Origin of the sequence: Vibrio genomosp. F10 str. ZF-129, from assembly GCF_000287055.2 — a bacterium.
Lineage (GTDB): Bacteria > Pseudomonadota > Gammaproteobacteria > Enterobacterales > Vibrionaceae > Vibrio.
The window spans coordinates 260727-281545 of the sequence record NZ_AJYQ02000137.1; the positions used below are offsets into that span (position 1 = coordinate 260727).

Annotated in this window: 17 protein-coding genes; 12 read left to right on the top strand and 5 right to left on the bottom strand. The window is 43.5% G+C overall.

Annotated features, from left to right (window positions below):
* Positions 1–57 precede the first annotated feature (57 nt).
* From A1QO_RS19630 to A1QO_RS19665, 8 genes are all read left to right on the top strand, one after another.
* The gene (locus tag A1QO_RS19630; RefSeq protein ID WP_017041939.1) at positions 58–1065 is read left to right on the top strand and encodes a LacI family DNA-binding transcriptional regulator; all 1008 of its coding nucleotides are present in this window, start codon (positions 58–60) and stop codon (positions 1063–1065) included.
* Between the two features lie 18 nt (positions 1066–1083).
* Positions 1084–2328 (top strand): ABC transporter substrate-binding protein, encoded by a 1245-nt coding sequence (locus A1QO_RS19635; protein ID WP_017037570.1) that lies wholly within the window; start codon positions 1084–1086, stop codon positions 2326–2328.
* 65 nt (positions 2329–2393) lie between these two features.
* Positions 2394–3380, top strand: a complete 987-nt coding sequence (locus A1QO_RS19640) for a carbohydrate ABC transporter permease (protein ID WP_017034788.1) — start codon at positions 2394–2396, stop codon at positions 3378–3380.
* Positions 3381–3429: 49 nt separating this feature from the next.
* Positions 3430–4278: a carbohydrate ABC transporter permease gene (locus A1QO_RS19645; protein ID WP_026026558.1), complete on the top strand. Its 849-nt coding sequence runs from the start codon at positions 3430–3432 to the stop codon at positions 4276–4278.
* 14 nt (positions 4279–4292) lie between these two features.
* Entirely contained in the window at positions 4293–5642 is a 1350-nt protein-coding gene (locus A1QO_RS19650) for a GH1 family beta-glucosidase (RefSeq protein ID WP_017039193.1), read from the top strand.
* On the top strand, positions 5642–6760 hold the full coding sequence (locus tag A1QO_RS19655) for an ABC transporter ATP-binding protein (RefSeq protein WP_017037574.1): 1119 nt from the start codon (positions 5642–5644) through the stop codon (positions 6758–6760). Before A1QO_RS19650 ends, A1QO_RS19655 begins: the two co-directional genes overlap by 1 nt.
* A 217-nt stretch (positions 6761–6977) precedes the next feature.
* Entirely contained in the window at positions 6978–7994 is a 1017-nt protein-coding gene (locus tag A1QO_RS19660) for a LacI family DNA-binding transcriptional regulator (protein WP_026026559.1), read from the top strand.
* A 91-nt stretch (positions 7995–8085) separates the two neighbouring features.
* Positions 8086–9513 carry an NAD-dependent succinate-semialdehyde dehydrogenase gene (locus A1QO_RS19665; RefSeq protein WP_017034783.1) on the top strand — a complete coding sequence of 476 codons (1428 nt, stop codon included), beginning with the start codon at positions 8086–8088 and terminating at the stop codon, positions 9511–9513.
* Between the two features lie 161 nt (positions 9514–9674).
* Here the strand turns inward: A1QO_RS19665 and A1QO_RS19670 are convergent, their stop codons facing one another.
* From A1QO_RS19670 to A1QO_RS19680, 3 genes are all read right to left on the bottom strand, one after another.
* Positions 9675–10766, bottom strand: coding sequence for a GGDEF domain-containing protein (locus tag A1QO_RS19670; protein ID WP_017039192.1), 1092 nt, complete (start codon positions 10764–10766; stop codon positions 9675–9677).
* Positions 10767–10783: 17 nt separating this feature from the next.
* The gene (locus A1QO_RS19675) at positions 10784–11257 is read right to left on the bottom strand and encodes a hypothetical protein (protein ID WP_017037577.1); all 474 of its coding nucleotides are present in this window, start codon (positions 11255–11257) and stop codon (positions 10784–10786) included.
* 283 nt (positions 11258–11540) lie between these two features.
* Positions 11541–12911 carry a YjiH family protein gene (locus tag A1QO_RS19680; RefSeq protein WP_017041940.1) on the bottom strand — a complete coding sequence of 457 codons (1371 nt, stop codon included), beginning with the start codon at positions 12909–12911 and terminating at the stop codon, positions 11541–11543.
* Between the two features lie 458 nt (positions 12912–13369).
* Here A1QO_RS19680 and A1QO_RS19685 point away from each other — a divergent pair, with 458 nt between their 5' ends.
* Together A1QO_RS19685 and A1QO_RS19690 are read left to right on the top strand one after the other, a co-directional pair.
* On the top strand, positions 13370–14110 hold the full coding sequence (locus tag A1QO_RS19685; protein WP_017037578.1) for a hypothetical protein: 741 nt from the start codon (positions 13370–13372) through the stop codon (positions 14108–14110).
* Between the two features lie 295 nt (positions 14111–14405).
* Complete coding sequence (locus A1QO_RS19690) at positions 14406–15653, top strand: peptidoglycan DD-metalloendopeptidase family protein (protein ID WP_017034778.1); 1248 nt, start codon at positions 14406–14408, stop codon at positions 15651–15653.
* A 72-nt stretch (positions 15654–15725) separates the two neighbouring features.
* On the opposite strand, the gene A1QO_RS19695 is transcribed toward A1QO_RS19690, so the two are convergent.
* Positions 15726–17615, bottom strand: coding sequence for a putative bifunctional diguanylate cyclase/phosphodiesterase (locus A1QO_RS19695; protein WP_017034777.1), 1890 nt, complete (start codon positions 17613–17615; stop codon positions 15726–15728).
* 330 nt (positions 17616–17945) lie between these two features.
* On the opposite strand from A1QO_RS19695, the gene A1QO_RS19700 reads away from it, so the two are divergent.
* Entirely contained in the window at positions 17946–18296 is a 351-nt protein-coding gene (locus A1QO_RS19700) for a hypothetical protein (protein WP_017039188.1), read from the top strand.
* Positions 18297–18465: 169 nt separating this feature from the next.
* Here A1QO_RS19700 and A1QO_RS19705 read toward each other — a convergent pair whose 3' ends face one another.
* Positions 18466–19089, bottom strand: coding sequence for a glutaredoxin domain-containing protein (locus tag A1QO_RS19705; RefSeq protein WP_026026560.1), 624 nt, complete (start codon positions 19087–19089; stop codon positions 18466–18468).
* Between the two features lie 640 nt (positions 19090–19729).
* Between A1QO_RS19705 and A1QO_RS19710 the strand changes: the two genes are divergently transcribed.
* A complete protein-coding gene (locus A1QO_RS19710; protein ID WP_017041942.1) occupies positions 19730–20776 on the top strand; it encodes a porin in 1047 nt (348 codons plus the stop codon).
* The last annotated feature ends 43 nt before the right edge of the window (positions 20777–20819 follow it).

Consider the following 20819-nt stretch of genomic DNA (forward strand, 5'->3'; position numbering starts at 1 on the left):
TACTCAATCTGTAAGCGGTTTCAAGCGCCGCGCCCAGATTGAAAATTAGAGGTTCCATTGGCAACGATAAAGCATGTATCTGAATACGCAGGTGTTTCACAAGCCACTGTATCTAGGGTCATTAACGGCACTAGCAGAGTCAGTCATGACAAGAAGCTAAAAGTAGAAAAAGCCATACAGCATTTGGGGTATCGCCCCAACTCAATTGCGCAAGCATTAGCATCAAGTCGTACCGGCAGCATTGGCATTATTGTTCCTGAGTTAGGTGGGCCTTTTTTCTCTGAAATTTTACACAATTTGGAGGGTAACTTTCGTCGCTTTGGCTACCACGTTGTGGTCACAGCAGGATCAAATACCGAACAAGGACAGCAAGAGTCAGTTGAATTTTTATTAGGTCGTCGTGTCGATGCTATCGTCCTGCACGCTCAGCAGCTTACCGATGACTATATAATTTCTCTAGAAGAACAGGGTGTACCAATTGTATTGATAAACCGATTTATTCCTGAGATTTCAACTAGCTGTATAGATGTTGATAACGAGCTTGGGGGCAAACTTGCGACTCAACATCTACTAAAAATGGGGCACCGCCAAATCGCTTGTATTACAGGGCCGCTCGATAAGTCAGATGCTCGGGGGCGTCTGCAAGGGTATCGAATCGCTCTGGAAGAAGCGGGTTTGCAATATAACGAAGCGTTGGTTTCTGAGGCGGGCTTTACGGAAGAAACAGGTGTCAGTGCAATGAAGAAATTACTTAAACGTGAATGTGAATTTACGGCGGTATTTGCTTCGAATGACCACATGGCATTTGGGGCGTACGAAGTGTTAAAAGGAGCAGGAAGGTCAGTGCCAAAGCAGGTATCACTGGTTGGCTTTGACAACATTCTTTTTGCTCGTTATCTCACTCCGGGGCTGACCACGATTAACTTCCCCATTGAACAGATGAGCGTAGAAGCCGTACAGCTCGCTATTCAAAAACTCAATAAAAATAAAAGAGACGTGAACTTCAAATTATCACCGAGGCTGGTGATGCGAAATTCGGTCAAGGACCTACTCAATACCCTATAAAAATATTAAGGATAACACATGAAATTTAAGACCTTAGCGCTTGCTAGTGCGGTTGCTCTTGGACTTGCTGCTACCGCTCACGCCGCAGACAATCAAATTCGTTTCGATGGCTTTCCCGATTTTGATAGCAGCTTGAAAGTACTGCTGCCTGATTTTGAAAAGAAAACAGGTATCAAAGTGGATTACCTAATGAATAACCACGGGGATCACCACACTAAGCTGACGACTAACCTAGCAACAGGTTCTGGTGCGGGTGATGTCATCGTTGTTGACGTTGAAAAAATCGGCCCATTTGTGGCGTCTGGTGGTCTTGTTAACCTGTCTGAAAAATACGGTGCCGATAAGTTTGAAGAAAGTTTTGCACCGTATGCCTGGGCGCAAGGTAAAGGCGCTGACGGCGGCATGTACGGTATTCCAGTGGATCTAGGCCCTGGCGTTATGTATTACCGTACTGATGTGTTTGAAAAAGCGGGTATTGATGTAGAAGAGGCAATTAAAGATTGGGACTCTTACATAGCAGCAGGTGTTAAGCTCAAAGAGCAAAACGTACAGCTTATCGCTTCAGCGGCGGATGTGGCTCAAGCCATTATCTTTACCACTGTACCGGAAGGTGAAGGCCTTTACTTCGATAAAGACGGCAATCCGGTGGTCACTTCTGAGCGTTTCGTTCATGCCTTTGAAGTCGCCAAACAGATTCGTGATAAAGGCCTAGATGCGCGCATTCTGGCGTGGTCAAACGAATGGTACGAAGGTTTCCGTAACGGTACGTTCGCAACACAACTTTCTGGTGCATGGTTGTTGGGTCACCTAAACAACTGGATTGCACCAGATACTGCAGGGAAATGGGGCGTAGAGAACCTTCCTGATGGTATTTACGGAAGCTGGGGTGGTTCATTCCTTTCAATTCCAACCCAAGCGTCAAACCAAGATGATGCGTGGAAACTGATTGAATACATGACGACGGATCGTGACGTTCAACTTAAGAGTTTTGAAACGATTGCGGCCTTCCCATCGAACACCACAACTTACGATGCCCCAATGTTTAAAGAAGGCGTTGAGTTCCTCGGTGGTCAACAAGCCCGACTACTCTTTGCTGAAGTTGCTCAGAATATCAAGCCTGTACAACCAGCAAAAGGCGACCATGTTGCTCGTTCAATCATCTTAGAAAATGCGTTGATGGAAGTGCTGGATGAAGGAAAAGACATTAATGTCGCTCTTAGTGAAGCTGAGCGTTTGATTAAACGTCGTACACGTAATCTTTAACCCATCATTTTAGTAAGTAGCCAAGAAGGTGTGACAACGCACCTTCTTGGTAAGAGGTCGTTACTATGAGTCAAGCAGCGAGCAACGTCATGGAAGCATCAGAAAGTAAAAGCTTTTTTTCTCGTTTGAATTTGAAAGCGCTTACACCATATGGATTCCTACTGCCGTTCCTGATCATTTTTTCTGTTTTTGGGATTTTCCCGTTACTGTTTTCAATCTTTCTTTCGTTCCAAGTGTGGAACCCTGTTGAGGGGATGGATGCCATGCGATTTGTGGGGTTTGAAAACTACCATATTGCATTGACTGACCCGTGGCTGTGGCGTTCATTGAAGAATACACTTTGGTTAGCCGTCACGTCTGGCGTCGCGCAGCATTTAGTGGCCATTCCTGTCGCGTATATTCTGGTTTCAATGGGCGACCGAATGCGTCACTGGTTAACCTCGGCGTATTTTTTACCGTTCATCACATCGACGGTGGCGGCATCGTTAATCTTCTTCAACATGTACTCACCGAACTCTGGAATCATTAACCAAACCTTGATCGCACTGGCTGACAGTTCGCTATTGGGCTGGGCTTTTGCATGGGTTAACGATTACCAACCGATTCGTTGGTTGGATGATGCAACCATGATCAAGCCCTCTATCGCGATCATGATTTTTTGGAAATACACCGGGTTTAACATCGTTTTATACACCACGGGTTTGATGACGATTCCCAAAGAAATTTTAGAAGCGGCTCGTATGGATGGTGCTAATGCTTTCCGTCGTTTCTGGAACATCTCATTACCTATGATTCGTCCATTTGTCTTCTTTGCCATCACGATGACCATCATCGGCAACTTACAAATGTTTGAAGAACCGTTCGTCTTAACTCGTGGCAGCGGTGGTGTCGGCCAATCAGGTCTCACTATCTCAATGTATCTTTATAAAGTGGGTTGGGAATGGCTTGAGATGGGGACAGCCTCTGCTATTTCATGGTTACTCTTTGCCTTAATCGCAACCTGTACCGCAATTCAATTCTTATTCTTTGGTAAAAAAGGGTTAGGGGAATAATAAGATGACGACTTCAACTCAGTTAAAATCATCGCCTCTATCAGGGCTGATGCCAAGTGACCGTACGCTTCACATCATGACCAAAGTCGCCATGGTGATGCTCGCAATACTGCTGATCATTTCAGCCATTGTTACGGTCTTCCCATTTGTATGGTCAGCGCTATTATCAACCCGTGACCGCTCTGAGATTTTCGGTTCAGGCATCAGTTTTGCTATCGGCGATAGCTTAATGGTCAACTACGCAAAACTGCTAGAGATCATGCCGTTTTGGAAAGCGATGTTTAACTCAATTTACGTGGCTTTCTTAGGTACAACGATTTCATTGCTGTTCTGTAGCATGGGGGGATACGCGTTTGCGGTATTCAAGTTTAAAGGTAAGAACTTTCTGTTCGGTATGCTCGTGGGTTCAATGGCGATTCCGCCCGTATTGAGCCTGATTCCATACTTCATGATCGTCAAATTCCTAGGGCTACTTGATAACCATATTGCGGTCTGGCTACCGTTCACGACAACGCCATTTGGTATCTTTTTAATGCGTCAGCACGTGATTGCATCGATTCCAAAAGAGCTATTAGAAGCGGCTAAACTGGATGGTGCTGGTGAGTTTAGAACGTACTGGAGTGTGGTTCTTCCGTTGATGAAACCCGCGTTGGCCACGCTGGCTATTGTGCAGTTCGTTTTCTTTTGGAACATGTTTATGCAGCCGTTGGTTGTCCTTAATAACCCAGACAATTATGTCATCACACAAGCACTGCGAAGTGTACAAGGTATTCCGAATACACCTTGGGGCGCAGTGATGTTGGGGACGACTATCTCTATCTTGCCATTGGTTATTACCTATCTGTTTGCTTCTAAGCAGATGATTTCAGGGCTTACATCTGGCGCGGTTAAGGGTTAATTAAGATGACTATAATGAATAAATACCAGCTTCCAAGTGATTCAAAGCTGCTGCAATCTGATTTTGTTTTTGGTGTTGCGACATCGTCTTACCAAATTGAGGGAGGGGTAGCAGAAGGCGGACGCGTCCCATCGATCTGGGATACGTTTTGTAATACGCCGGGCAAAGTTGATAACGGTGACAATGGCGACATTGCTTGTGACCACTATCATCTATGGAAACAAGACATTGAAATGATTCAAGGTTTAGGGGTCGATGCGTATCGTTTGTCCATCGCCTGGCCACGAATCATGACGCAAGACGGTGTGGTAAACCTTGAAGGGCTTGCCTTCTATGAGCAAATTATCGATGAATGCCATGCACGCGGTATGCAGGTTTATGTGACCCTTTATCACTGGGATTTACCGCAATATCTCGAAGATAAAGGCGGTTGGTTAAATCGCGAAACAGCGTACAAGTTTGCAGAATATGCCCAAGCTGTGAGTGCTCACTTTGGCAACAAGATTGACGTCTACACGACACTTAATGAACCGTTTGTTTCTGCTTTCTTAGGTTATCGCTGGGGCATTCACGCTCCCGGTATTAAGGGCGAACGTGAAGGCTTCTTAGCTTCACATCACTTGATGCTTGCACACGGTCTAGCAATGCCGATTTTGCGCAGCAATGCCCCTCTCTCCAAACATGGTGTAGTGTTTAATGCAACGCCGGCTTATCCCGACCGCGCCAAAGACCAGGGGGCGGCAGACTACAACGAAGCTGAAAATTACCACTGGTTTATGGACCCGGTATTGAAGGGTGAATACCCAGCGGCCGTGGTTGAACGCCAAGCGGTCAATATGCCCATGATCCTCAAAGGGGACTTGGAGATCATTAGCGCGCCAGTGGATTACGTCGGTATTAACTATTACTCACGTGATGTGATGCGTTTTAACGAGAACGGTGATAGTGAAAAAGTGACACAAGACGCTGAGCACACGTTCATTGGATGGGAAATCTATCCGCAAGGTTTGACCGATTTATTAGTGCGTATCAACCAACGTTACGACGACCTTCCACCACTGTACATCACAGAAAATGGGGCAGCGGGCGATGATCAGACCGTGATCAATGGCGAAGTGAACGATGAACAACGCGTTCGCTATTTTCAAAGTCACTTGAACGCCGTTGACCAAGCGATTCGAGCGGGTGTCAGAGTTGATGGTTATTTCGCCTGGAGTTTGATGGACAATTTTGAATGGTCCTTTGGTTATTGCCAACGTTTCGGCATGGTTCATGTCGACTATAAAACCCAACAAAGAACATTGAAACAGAGCGCAATTGCGTATCGCAATACGCTGCTAGCGCGCGCTGAGGAGAACAAGTAATGGCTAAAGTAGAATTTAAGAACATCAAAAAATCTTTTGGAAATGTAGAAGTGGTGAAAGAGTTTGATTTCACGGTTAACGATGGTGAATTTGTGGTTTTCCTTGGCCCATCAGGCTGCGGTAAATCAACCACGCTTCGTATGCTCGCAGGGCTAGAAGATATTACCTCGGGTGATATTTACGTTGGCGACAAGCACATGAACAAGGTGGATGCGAAAGATCGTGACCTTGCGATGGTATTCCAAAGCTACGCGCTTTACCCGCACATGACGGTGTACGAAAACATCGCGTTTGCACTTAAACTGAAAGGCATGCCAAAAGCGGAAATCGATGCTGAAGTACGTAAAGCGGCAAAAATGCTTGAGCTTGACCCACTTTTAGATCGTAAACCCAAAGAGCTTTCAGGTGGCCAGCGTCAGCGTGTTGCCATGGGCCGTGCGATGGTGCGTACCCCGAAAGTTTTCTTGTTTGACGAACCGCTTTCAAACCTTGATGCAAAACTGCGGGGTGTCATGCGTGAAGAGATCAAACACCTTCATCGAGAGCTAAAAACGACCACCATTTACGTCACTCACGATCAAATTGAAGCGATGACCCTTGCTGATCGTATTGTGATTCTTAAAGACGGTTACGTGGCTCAAGTTGGAACACCAACAGAAGTCTTCCAGCGCCCTGCGAACAAATTTGTGGCTCAGTTCATCGGTAACCCTTCAATGAATATGTTGGAAGCCAAGTTAATTGACAAAGAGGGGGAGTACTTTGTTGAACTGGGTGATGTGCATATTCCACTTCCTGAGCGTTTTAAAGCCCATGCCTCTAAAAATCTCGCGCTTCATTTTGGTGTTCGTCCAACGGATATCCATTTGCGCAAAGAACAAGTGGATCATGATCGCGTGTTGCCTTTCCCGGTGAAAATAAAAGATAAAGAGCTACTTGGCGCAAGTATCTTGTTGAAAACGGAAATTGGTCATCAACCGCTTATGGTGGAAACCCAAGCCGCTGAAGTGGACGTTGATAGCCTCACTATGTACCTAGATCTGGACGCATTCCACCTCTTTGATGCGTTGAGCGAGAACTCGCTAGCCAGCACTAAATCGAGTTCTAAAATCGAGTTCTAATGGTGACCAGTCCATGAGGTAAAGGCTCACCCTCATGGACTGTGCCCCATTGCACCTCTACCCCATTACGCCTCAATAAATAGAGTCAGAGTAGGGTTAAAGTGAAGGCCGCGAATAGAACGCTTTTCCATTAAGATCCCGTTTTTCAATGATGCAGATTGAATTCATACACGTCCTGAGTAATCTGCCTCCCTTGCTTGCTAATTTGGGTGTACAGATGATGACAAAAAAAAACAAAACACCGACGGTCTATGATGTGGCAAAACTCGCAGGTGTCTCACCGAGTACCGTGTCGCGTTTTCTCAATCGCACTACTTATGTCTCTGATGAAAAAAGTCAAAATATTGAACAAGCGATCAAGACCATAGGGTATAAACCAAGCTATCCCGTACAGCAGAAAAGTAATCGCCGCTCGATGACGATTGGTGTCTTGATTCAACACCCAGAGAGCCCGCACACAAGTCGAATTTTAAACGACATGGAAAAAACGCTTATCGCTCAAGGGTACTCGCTTGTCATCGCAACGGGACATTGGCAAAGCAAATTGGAAGTGCATGCACTGGAGTATTTGATTAAAAATAATGTCGATGCCGTCATTATTGTCACGGGTCATTTGAAACCGGATTTGATTGTTAAAACCGCAGAATCGATTCCTGTCGTGACCGTGGGTTACGATGTGGAAGGACCGAACATTCGTAGTTTGAACTTGAATAATACACTGGGTGGCTATATTGCAACCTTGCATTTGTTGCAGCAAGGGCACGTTAATGTTGCCCACATCAAAGGGCTATCCAATCAACCAGACTCTGGAGCGCGTTATGAGGGGTATAAAAAGGCGTTGGCGGAGTCAAATATTAAGGTCAACCCCAAGCTCGTTATGCAAGGGGACTTTAGCTCTGAAATTGGCTATGAAAAAACCATCGAGTTGCTGGATTCTAAGGTGCATTTTTCGGCCATTTTTGCTGCCAATGACCAAACCGCTTATGGCGCCATAAAAGCACTCACGGATAATGGCTACAAAGTACCTGAAGACATTTCAGTGGTTGGTTTTGATGATCTTCCTGTATCAAAGTATTTCACGCCAGCGCTCACCACACTAAGACAGCCTGTTGAAGAGATTGGTGTTGTGTGTGCCGAATCGGTTCTAAATCTATTATCTGGCGAGAGACACGAAGCACGTCTTCCCCCGATTGACTTGATTGTTAGGCAGTCCACAAAATCGATTTATCGTTAAATTTAAATCACCGAGTAGAACTAATCCTTAGCGAATTTATCAATCTGGCTTATGATTTCCTTAATGCTTAATCGTCTTGGAGTCTGAGAAAATGGAATTGATCGTCAATAAGTTGTTATTGAGCTGTTTGTGTCAAGAAGGGGATCATTCAATTGCTGTCTTCAATCCAGCCGATCAGACGGTTTTGGGCCATATCCCTTCTTTATCGCGTTCAGAAATTCACCTAAAAATTGAAAAATCCAAAGCGGCTCAGCAGAAATGGCAGGAAAAAACTGCGTCAGAACGAAGTGCGGTATTACAGCGCTGGTATCAACTCGTGATAGAAAATGCTGAAGACTTAGCGCGGTTGATGACTCTTGAGCAGGGTAAGCCGTTAGACGAAGCGAGAGGCGAGGTCATGTATGGCGCTTCATTTATTCAATGGTTCGCTGAGGAAGGTAAGCGTGCTTACGGAGAAACCATCCCAACCCCCTTAGCCAATAAAAGAGTTATGACGATTCGGCAACCCGTGGGGGTAACTGCCGCGATTACACCGTGGAATTTCCCAATGGCAATGATTACTCGTAAAGTTGCACCAGCGTTAGCCGCAGGGTGTAGCTGCCTGGTGAAACCGGCAAATCAAACCCCTTTGTCTGCATACGCTCTTGCCGAATTAGCTTACCAAGCCGGTTTACCGCAAGATTTATTGGCGGTGGTGAATAATCACTCTTCAGCAGAAGTGGGTGACATATTTTGCAGTCATGAAGACATTAAAAAGCTCTCTTTTACAGGCTCAACAGAAGTAGGCCGAACCCTTATTAAATTGACCGCAAAAACGGTAAAACGAACCTCAATGGAATTAGGAGGCAATGCCCCGTTTATCGTTTTTGATGATGCGGATATTGATGCTGCGGTTGCTGGAGCAGTGGCGTCGAAATTTAGGAATGCGGGTCAAACCTGCGTGTGTGCTAATCGTTTTTACATCCATGATTCCATTTATGATCAGTTTATTGATAAATTTGTTGCTGCGGTGAGTCAACTGAAAATTGGTAATGGCCTCAAAAATGGCGTATCCATCGGACCGTTGATCGATAAAAAATCGAAAGAAAAGATAGAAAATTTACTAGAGGAAGCGATATATCAAGGAGCAACGCTTCGTTATGGCGGTAAACGTTTATCTGGAAATTATATCCAGCCTACGATATTAACCGACGTTACTCAGGACATGAGCATCGTTAAGCAGGAGATTTTCGGGCCAGTTGCTCCTTTGCTGAGGTTTACTGATATCAACGATTTGATTGAAAAAGCCAATGACACGATCTATGGCTTGGCGAGCTACTTTTATACCAAGGATTTGACCCAAGCGTTTTATGTGGCGGAGTCGTTGGAATACGGCATGGTCGGTATTAATGAGGGCATTATTTCAACCGAAGTTGCGCCTTTTGGTGGGGTAAAGCAATCGGGCTTTGGTCGGGAAGGGGCAAGGCAAGGAATGGATGAGTATTTAAATATTAAGTACCTGTGCCTCGGTGGAATGTAAGACTTGATCACTCTTAAGGCTTGCTATTGATGAAACAAATGTTTGCGATGGCTAGAGGACTGGTATTACTTAAGGGCTACTCTTACTTAACGGCTATTCAGCCTTAAAGGGAATAGTGACAAAGAGAGCCGTGATTTAAACGTAAAAGTAGCAACGTTGTCTTATCGCTTTTGTTCGGTTCGTGCGCGATCGGTATCAGCAAATTTCATTTGGTACATATTGTGGTCAGCAATGGATATGAGCTGGTTAATTTCTTTCGAATCGTCCGGGTAAATACTCGTTCCGACACTGCACCCTAATCGGGTGTTATAGCCACCTTTAAGGTGTATCGGTTCTTCAAAGCAAGCTTCAATAAAACCGTTCATTTTACGAATTTCTTCTTGGCTATTTGAGTTTAAAATCAGTGCGAATTCATCGCCGCCCATTCGGTACACTTGGTGGTTTTTTGATGGGATCTTGGTCCTGAGTCGCCAAGCTATTTGAGTGAGAGCTTCATCTCCTGCTTGATGACCGAAGCTATCGTTGACGGCTTTAAATCCATTTAGATCCAAAAGAAACAGTGAAAAAGGCTGATTTTTCTGTTTATGATTTAGAGCTTCAAACAAAGAGAAGCGATTAGAAATCCCAGTGAGCGTATCGGTAAAAGCCAATGCTTTATGGTGCTTAGATTCTTGATAATAAATATAACTCACAAGTCCAATGCAGCTGAACAGTAAGAGCATAAGTATGTACTGGATATTGGCGATTTGCTGCGCCTGTTGCATACGTTCCTTGTGGATGTGGTTTTTCAACCGATAGTTTTGATTAATATAAGCAATCATATCCGCATAAATTTGATTGAGTTGCTCACTAATCATCAAGACATCATCTTGAGTTTTTATGTTCTCAAATGGCTCTTCTAGGTTTTGAAATCTAAAGAACAGCGATTCAAAAAAGTCATGAGCCCCTTCTAAAGACATAAACCCATGAGATTCTTGATTGTAAAGCAGGATGTCAAATCGGCTCCAAGTGAGCTCGTATTTTAGCCATGTTTTCTTATATTCTGCGTCACCATCCAATGTATAAGGGGTAATGGCCGTTAGCTCCGATAATTCTTTCGATAACTGAAGTAGAAACCAAGTGGCCTGATTTTGTGAGTTGGTATAAGAGCGAGTTAATTCGCGTGTTGTCGATAGAATATAGAAGTTCGCGACAATCAATAGTATTGACAGAACAATGAGTAATTTTTTCGATTTAGAGATAAAAGTCTTCATACGATATCAACGGTTCTTTACGGCTTCGAGTGAATGATAACTTCGTCAATTTGCCAAACCATTTGGTTGTAAAAGACATCGTTAGCAATCTCAGGGTACTTGTCTACATTAAAGACCAGCCAGTAAGGGCCTTTATTTCGTACCTTCATTTTTTTTTCGTCCATCATGTAGGCAATGATGGGGTCATATTTCAGAATATCGTCGATATTTGAGTTTGCGGCGTAGTCATTTAATGCAATAAAAGAGACGGAATGAATGCTCTCGGAATCTTTATTCAAATAATCGATTAAATCGATGACTCGCATACCTGAATATGATTTTGGTTGTTTGAACCAAGGAAGCTTGGTTGAAAAGGAGCTAACCGGAATATCTTGACTGATTTGTTCGTAGGACAAAGTTACAACGGCATCATCGCTGCGGATGACCAGAGGCGTCGCCAAAGCTGCAAAACTGAAGAAAAGTAAAAGTATTAGTGAGAAAATCCATTTCATGCCGTTAACCTTTAAATCAATAGAACTGCCTAATTAACCTCCGTTTTAAGGTCATGAATTAGACAGTGGATTAATCCTAAGTATAAGGGAACAGCCATTGCTTTACATTAAATAGTAACCAATTAGTCAGTAGTATCACCAATTAATATGCAACAGCGTTGTTTTTGTGAAGTGAAAATAAAAAGAAACCCCGCCGAGGCGAGGTTTTTATCGGGTTCTATACATCATTCATCATTCATCAGACACAAGAATGCTCATAGACATAAAGATTGAACGGCCGTGTTTAGAAGATAATATGTGCCACACCTGCGATCACGGGAAGCGTGATCAGAGTTCGAAGTATGAATATCGCAAACAGTTCAAAAATGTTCACTGGGATACGGCTACCGAGTAGCAACGCACCGACTTCAGACATGTAAATAAGTTGAGTAACAGACATCGCTGCAATGACAAACCGAGTCATTTCACTTTCTATGGATGCGGCAAGAATAGCGGGGATAAACATATCAGCAAACCCAACAACGATAGTTTGCGATGCTTGCGCCGCTTCAGGAATACCTAATAGTTCAAGGAATGGGATAAATGGCTGGCCAAGAACCGAAAATACAGACGTATATTCAGCAATAACCAGTGCGACAGTTCCTAAACCCATAACAACAGGAAGTACACCAAAGACCATATCAATGGCATTTTTTACCCCTTCCCCAAACACTGACTTAAGAGACGTTACTTGCCCTGCTTTAGTTAACGCCAATTCAAGGCCCCAAGAGAAAGTCGAGTGGCCGGCTGGGATCGCATCGGCGTCTTTGTCACGTTCTGACCCATCAATGAAAGTGTCTTTTTTTCGACTCAGTGGTGGCAATCGAGGAATAATGATCGCAGCAACAAGACCAGCCAGACACACCGCACCATAAAAAGGAAGAAACAAGTGTTCTAGCTCAACCTGTGCGATGACAACAAGGCTAAAAGTAATCGAAACGGCAGAGAACGTCGTACCGACAACGACAGCTTCTCGCTGAGTATAGAATTTATTTTCATACTGCTTACTTGTAAGCAAAATACCGACACTGCCATCCCCAAGCCATGAAGCCATACAATCAATCGCACTGCGTCCTGGCAGGTTGAATACAGGGCGCATAATTTTGCTCAGTAGAGTGCCAAATAGCTCAAGCAACCCAAAATTAAGCAAAAGTGGGAGGAGTAAACCGGCAAAAATAAACACAGAAAAAAGCGTAGGTAATAAGCCTTCTAAAACTAACCCGCCAGTATTTTCTTCCCAAATGGCCGTCGGACCAACTTGGAAAAAAGTCATCAATACCGCACAGCCACCCACAAGCCGAACCGCTAACCATAATGGTGAAGGGCTAAATAGGCCGTGCAAAAAAGCATTGTTCTTAATAAAGGTTGGTTGGTAAACCTTATAAACCAAAGATGCAATAGCCATGAAAGCAATGATTGACGCAATGATTGCGACAAGGTGATCGCCAAACAGAGCTTGAATTGACTTAGCAAGCACTGCGACAGGGATAGTCAGATTGCCATCATAGCTAATAGGCGCCATGAATAGGAATAAGCCGACGAGCGACGGGATGAAGAACATCCAAAAGTTGCCCTTGTGTTTCGGCGTTTCAATTGATTGAGTTTGATTATTCATTGTTTTGCTCATGTTACTACTAGTCAAATTTTGCTCATATCCGTAGCGAAAAAATGTCTAAACATCCTTATTGTTTTACTGGTGGCAAGAATAACGATAAAGGTTCTCCTGTGCAAGAATATTCATTAAATATCGCTAAATATTCAGTTTCTATCTCTATGTGTCTGACTTTTAGGTGTATTTAGTATTGTTTGTATAAAGAATGTTGGTATTTTGTGTGGTTTTTGGATTTGATACTCTAGGGGTATTCAAAGCAAGAAACCATTGTTCGGACGGATAGGCTCCCTCACAGATTATTTTGATGAACCCACAGCTGAAGTCAGTAATATGAATTGACGCTTTATTTACCAGCCGCTTACCTTTAACCCATAGGGCACACACAAATTGTGATAGCGTATCGTAAAGTATAGAATACCACTCACTGCTCCTTCTCCCTTATGTTGTTAGAGTCTTTGGCCATGAAAAAACGTATTTTACCTATTCCACTTATTTTGCTGATTCCGATTGTTCTTTTAGTGGTGGTTATTGTCGCGGGCGTCTATCGATTTAGCTTGAGTGATGAACAGATCATGCAAAAGTTTCCAAAACATGAGGTCGTAAACAATGCGATTGTCTCGCAACTTTTTGGTGTTAATTCAAGCAACCCATTGACGATACAAGTGCCAGAAACTCACGCGTTTGCATTTGTGAATTACCTTAACGAGAGAAGTAAAAAGGCGATAGGCGAGTACGATGACGGCAAAGAGCGTGGCAGTATTTTTATCGATACGCAGCGGTTGATGTCTATTGAGGCAAAGAATGAGAAAGTGTTTGTTGCTCCGCTCGCGGTGTCGAACCAAGGCAGTGGCGTTTTCTACTATCTGGCGTTATTTCGTTATGACGCGCAAAGAGATCGAATGATATTAGGGGATTATCAATTGCTCGGTGATCGGGTCGACATTCAAGAGCTTGCTATTTATCCATTCGTAGAGGAAAGAAATCAGTCTCAGGAAAAAGAACTGACTCATGAAGAATCTGCGGCGCCAGATGATAAAAATCGTGTGGAGGGCGTTTCTGTTTTGTTTTTAACTCGAGCTATCGATCAAGCGATGTCATCCCCTGCGTCAGTTGGAGAAGAGCACCGCTACCAAGTTACGGAGGATTACCGTTTGGTCCGTGTCTTACTCGACGCTACTCCAACTCCAGATGGTACATCTTAGCTGCGCATCGTAGCGGCTATCGGTTTGCTCAGGCGGATACGGTTATGTTGTTTACGCAAATGTAAGGTAATTATTATAAAGATGTGATGTAAGCGCTTACTACGCTCTTTGTGCTTTCATGTATTGCGGCTATAGCTAATGAAACGCACAGTTTTGTACTGAATATTCGCTAGCCTGATGACATTTTATAGAGAAACCCTTAACCTAATCGCCAGATACTGTATTTAAATTGGAATGTTTTGTGAGTTCAAATTCAATCGTAAGCCGCTACTCTTCGCTCTCTAAGCGAAAAATAATGGTCGCCATTAGCTTACCTATCGTCGCCTTCATTCTTGTTTCATCGCTTAGCCCAAGTTCAATGCAAAAGACAGTTGAGCTTTCGTTAACGAGTTCAAATCCTGTTAATGAGTTTTTAGACAGTTCCGTTAGTTCCGACAGTGCTGTTAGCCGCATCGAGATACCGGACTATGAATATGTTATCCAGCCGGGCGATAATCTCAGCTCGATCTTTCAGCACCTTGGATTTCGCTACCAAGATATGATGCGGATTATGGAAACAGACGTGAACTACTTAGCGTTAGATACCTTAAAACCTGGGAATACATTGCGCTTTTGGCAAGGTGAGCAAGGCTCAGATCTCAAAAAAATGGCGCTTGAATTCAGTATTGTGGATCAGGTGGTGTATACGCGGTTAGAAGATGGTGACTACGAGTTTGAAGAGATACGCATTCCTGGTAGTTGGGTTGAATTCCCGTTGGTTGGGGAGATCAATGGCAGTTTTTCTCAGTCCGTTAATCGTGTGGGGTTAAACAGTGCTGAAATTGAGCATGTTGTGTCGTTACTCAAGGATAAAATTAATTTTTCTAGAGACTTAAGAGCGGGTGATCAGTTTGAGATTGTCCAGTCTCGTCAATATGTCGATGATACATTAACCGGTAACCGAGAAATTCAGGCGGTAAAAATTGTTAACCGAGGAAGAGAAGTATCGGCTTACCTTCATCGAGATGGGCAGTACTATGACCATGAAGGTAACAGTTTACAACGTGCGTTTCAGCGCAAGCCGGTGAATGGTTCATACCGATTAAGCTCTCATTTTAATCCTAAGCGTCTTCACCCTGTTACGGGCAGAGTCTCACCACACAACGGAACCGATTGGGCAACCCCAACTGGAACGCCTATCGTATCAACAGGGGATGGCGTGGTTGTTATGACCCGGAATCATCCTTATGCGGGTAAATATGTGGTGATTCAGCATGGCAATACTTACAAAACGCGCTATTTGCACCTAAGCAAAATATTGGTACGCAAAGGCCAAAAAGTAAGTCGCGGGCAGCGCATTGGATTGGCCGGAGCAACAGGACGTGTGACTGGCCCGCATATTCATTATGAATTGATGGTTCGTGGCCGAGCGGTGAATCCAATGACAGCCAATATCCCGATGGCAAATTCAGTACCTAAGAAAGAATTGGCTGGCTTTGTTGCAAGACGGAACGAGCTAAATAATCTCCTCAGCGAGCAAAGCCTTAATGTGGTCACCAATTAATACCTAAAGCACAGCTCATGAACGAGATGAAAAGACATGAGTTGGCGCAGTTTTAATCACTTAATTTCTTTTCTATGCCGATTTTATTTTTTCAATGGTGTTAGCTCGTTCAAAATAGTCTTTGATTAACTCTATTGGCGTTTTGGGGCGGGAAAAATAATACCCTTGTATTTGTGTGCAACCCATCAGGTAGAGTTTGTCGAGGGCCTCTTTTGTTTCAACGCCTTCAGCGACTAGAGAGACATTCAGTTGTTCTGCCAATTGTATAATCAGTTTGACTACACGTTCCGACTTTTGATTGTTCAGCATGTTTCGCACGAAACTGGCATCAATTTTTATGCAATCGATGGGGTATTGGTGAAGGTAGTTCAAACTGGAGTATCCAGTTCCAAAGTCGTCCAGCGCGATGGTGAATCCAAATGCTCTCAATCGGTCTAGAACGGACTTTACTTTATCGCCATGTGTGATCAGAACCGTTTCCGTAAGCTCAATGACAAAATCATGGGGATCACACTCATGGGCGCTGAGCGTACTCGTCAGGTGCTGGATATATCGTTCTGAGCTGCTCAGTTCATGCGCAGAGCAGTTAATACCTAACTTTACTTTGTGTCCCAATCCTTTTTCAAGCTCTAACTTTGCTTCGCAAGCCAGCTGTATGATCCGTTCTCCCAGCTCAATAATTAATCCAGATTGCTCTGCCGCCTCAATAAACTCAATGGGAGAAATAACGCCTAATTGCTTACTATTCCAGCGAGCAAGAACCTCAAAATAACGCCAAGAGTCGCCGTGTTTATGGACGATAGGTTGAGTAGCGACAAAAATCTCGCTTAGCTGTTGCTTTGATTTTTTCAGTTCATTTCTCAGTGCCCTGATGATCATGTTCTTGCGATGGTATAACCCACTTAATTGGGAGTTATAACAACGTATTTGTGTCCCCGACGTCTTTTTACAGTCTTTTAGGGCAAGGCTGGCATTGTGAAGGAGTTGATCTGCTGTGAACATTTTGTCTTGGGTTCTGGTGATTCCAATACTAACCGGAATACTCACGTAGTGTGCTTTATCTTTGTATCCTTGTTGCAAAAGGTGAATGATTTCGTGGCAGACTTGAATGGGGTCTCTATCGTAAGTAATGAACGCAAACTCATCGGCAGATATCCTAAACGCCAAGTGTTGTTCTGGGACATTATCGCTAATTGTACTGGCGACAAAGCGCAACACCTGATCACCGATATAGTTACCATAGAGATCATTAATGGATTTGAAATTATCAATATCAACATAGGCCAAGGTGAAAGAATATGGCGAAGATTGAATAAGCACTTCTAGTTGATCCGATAGGCTGCAGCGATTTCGTAAACCCGTCAAGTTATCGTGAGAAACCTCATAATTCAGCTGATTGACTAGGCTCTTAGATCGCTTAGCAAGCCATTTCTCACGTAAGCTATGGACGATAATGTTCGCGAATAATTGGTGGTAAGCTAAAACGCTCTCAGGGCCATCAATAGGTCTATCAAATGTGGAAAGTAATACACCTAGTGTTTCGCCTTTGTGATTTTTTAGCGGGATACCAATATAAGCATGTAAGTGATTTTCTTGGATATAGCCGTCGAGAGGGTAATACGTGATGAGGTTATCGGTGTAAAAAAGGTATTCGGATTGTTTCCAGTGTACTTGTCCTCTCAATATTGGTTCACTAAATACTTGCTCTCTAAATATTTGTTCACAAGGTGTGTTTTTAAGTGGGTAGATGAAGTTTTCTTGCACCGATTGATTTCGGACACACGATAATGTCTTCGCTTGGTAGCGAAGTTTATCGAACTCAACAATGGAAGTAGAAAAACTCTGAAATCGCTGATTCAATTTAAGAGTGACATGGTCGAGCAGGGCGGTGCCTTCCATAAGCAGAGTCTCGTTCACTTCATCTAAGCCTATAGCACCCGTGTTTGTTAGCCTCATAGCCATATTGAGATCTCACGTTGTGGTGTGTTGTAAACTTTTTATAATATGTGTATGCACTTAAGCACTATGGTAGAGATCACGCTTTATTGCAAATGCAATAAGGTGCACTTAGTAAAGGGTGATTATTATTTTATGGCGAATCAGAGCGTTAAAGAGCAAAATAAATTTTTTCACAAAATTGGCGTTTTTTTTGCTTCTTTTTTCAATTTTTAGTGAGATTCTTTGTACAACTTTTGCCTTATTGCGTTCAAAAAATCGGCTTAAATACTGATGTGATGATTAGTTCAGTTGAACGTTATACAATGGGGTTTGAATCTTTTGTGAGTAATGACAATGCAACAAAACGAGTTTGAAACACTAGTCAAAGCGTTATGCCAATTAGAAGGGCTTCCACAAGCACTGGAAGCATTAAAAGCCAGTGAAGACCCTGACATTGCGGAAGTCGCGGCTTCACTCAGTGGTCAGTTTTCCTTAGCTGACGTTGAAGGTGAATCGCGCATTTATCACGTAACAGTGGAAGAAAATGAGCAAGGTGAAGAACAAGAGTTTGTCGAGCATGTGATGAACGAAGGCGATGATGTCATTAAGTTTGTTGCCTGGTTCTTTGATGCCCAGTTTGGAATGAAGCAGAAAGAAACCTACCAGGCGGCGGGTAAAACCTACCGTCAGCCGAAACGCGGTTAGATTATCTTCACCTCATAAATGAAGCCCCTTGAATGATCTCAGTATCATCAAGGGGCTTTTTCTGTTGCTGACTGCTTTGGTTCTATCTGTCAGCATTTATTTCATCTAACGGTAAGGTTGCTTTTAATGATCAGCAAGAACTATCTGATTGGACGATTATTAATCACTTTCAACCCGCTGTGGTGCTATTGGGCTCCATAGGAACGACGTTATCTGGGATACCTTCTGGCTTATTAACCTTTATCCACTCTTCGAGATTATCTGCTCCGCCTATATATTGATCATCAAGCCAGATCTGTGGAACCGTGACGGGGGTCTTTTGACCAATATGTGCTTTGACTTCCGGAATCATGCGGTAAAGTGCAGCACTGTCTTTAACCACATCGTGGTAACGGTATTCAATCCCTGCATTGTCTAACAGGTTTTTAGCTTTCACGCAGAATGGGCAAGTCGCTTTGCCATAGACAATATTACCCTTAAGTGTGTCTTTCTTAACCCACTCTTGAATGACCGATTGAACCAGCACGCCACGATTGAGTGCTTCCCCTTGGCTGATCACTTTGCCCTCAACCACAAGGATGGGTGCATGCCAGGAACCCAGTTTGAGTGGCTCCCACCAATGAGATAACCAGTCTTTGACCTCAAGTTCGACAGGAATACCTTCTAACTCGGTTTCAAAGGTATCGAGTAAGATATCTTTGGTTAATGTGCATTCTCCACAAGGTATATTCACTTTGAATGGTCCCCAGCTGCCGCCCCAGCGATACAGTGTAATCTTAATTGGTGTCGTCATAATCTTATCCCAATGGCTCGTATAACGTAATAGAACGGAATGCAGCGCGATAAATTTCATGAAAAGTAACATAAAACTACCGAAGAGGTAGGTTGAACTCGCTCGGTTTAGAGTCCTGCTTGGCGAGGTTGCCATAAAAAGCATGTGGAATGAGGTTTAACCCGTTGTATATCCAGTTCAATGGATTGCAGGTAATGGCTCAAGCACTACCGGACTCAAATATTAGGAAGCAGAATCACATAAGCATCGAATCAAAGAGTTACCCTAATAAAACAGTATTCAAAATTCATCAATCTGATGTTGCTTGTGGTATTTGCTTTGTGAATAAGGTTGTATCATTTGAGTTTTATTCTGTATGTCTGCATTCTAAAAGTGTGATTTAGAACGCCTATTTTATGAGTGTGTCAACTTGTTAACCAGTTCACATTTTTGATTTGGAATGAGATGTGCGCTGTAACTCTATGATTTTTAATGTTTCACATTAATTTATATACGGTTTTTTTTGTTTTACATCATTTTATGCAACTTTTCCTGATTCGCTAGGTACAGTCGATGTACTTGTTAACCAAGGTGTAACACTACTACATGGTGAGGCATCGGGTTGTCAGTGGACAAACCAAACGTATATATGGACTTTAAAATGAATAAAAAATTTCTAGCTGTAGCAATCGCTGCTTCTACATTCGCTGCTCAAGCAGTTGCTGTTGAACTTTACAACAACGACGGTACTACGTTCTCTATGGGCGGCCACGTTTCTGTTAACCTTAACGGTTCAGAATCTGGTAACACAGATGTAGGTACTAACTCTCCACGTATCAACTTCACGGCAACTCAAGACCTAGGTAACGGTTTTGAAGTCGATGCTCGCGGCGAATGGGCACTTAACTACCTGACTAACGGTGATAATGCATTCACTACTCGTCTTGGTTACGTAGGTCTTACTCATGAAGAGCTAGGTCGCGCCGTAGTTGGTACTCAATGGGCACCATTCTACGACGTAGCGGGTGTGACTGATATGCCAATCGCGTTTGCCAATGACTTCTTATACGACGGCCACCTAGGTGGCGATTTCGCTAAAACAGGCCAGACTCGTGCGGACAATATGATCTCTTACCGTAAAGGTTTTGATTTTGCTGAAGCTGGCGCACTAAACGTTGGTGTTGCATGGCAAGGTGCTTATGATCAAAAAGTTGCTAATGTCGTGACTCGTGAATACAGCGATCGTGTTCAAGCAACGCTTGCTTACGAGTTCATGGGTGCTTCTTTAGGTTACGCATACAGTACTGGTGACGTTGCAACAGCGACAACGGGTTCTGCTAAAGGCTCTCTAGATATCCACGCTATTTCTGCTACTTACGGCTCATACGGCAACGGTCTATACCTTGCTGGTGTTTATCAGATGACTGAAGATAAAAACGTAATGCAAGAAGAGCTTGACTCTTATGAGTTAATCGCGGCTTACGCATTGGCAAACAGCCTAAATTTCAGCATCAACTACGAAACTGTTGAAGCTAAAGACACAGTAACAAATGTTAAAGATACTGATCGTGAAGAGATGGCTTTGCAAGCTGAGTACAACTTTGCTTCAAACATCGTCGGTTACACAGGTTACCAATTCGATCTTAAGAGCGAAGATGGTTACAAGTCTGACGACAAGTGGGTTATCGGCGCACGTTTCTACCTATAAGCCTTTCGCTTAAAGGAAACAACGCAGCAGTAACGGCTTAACG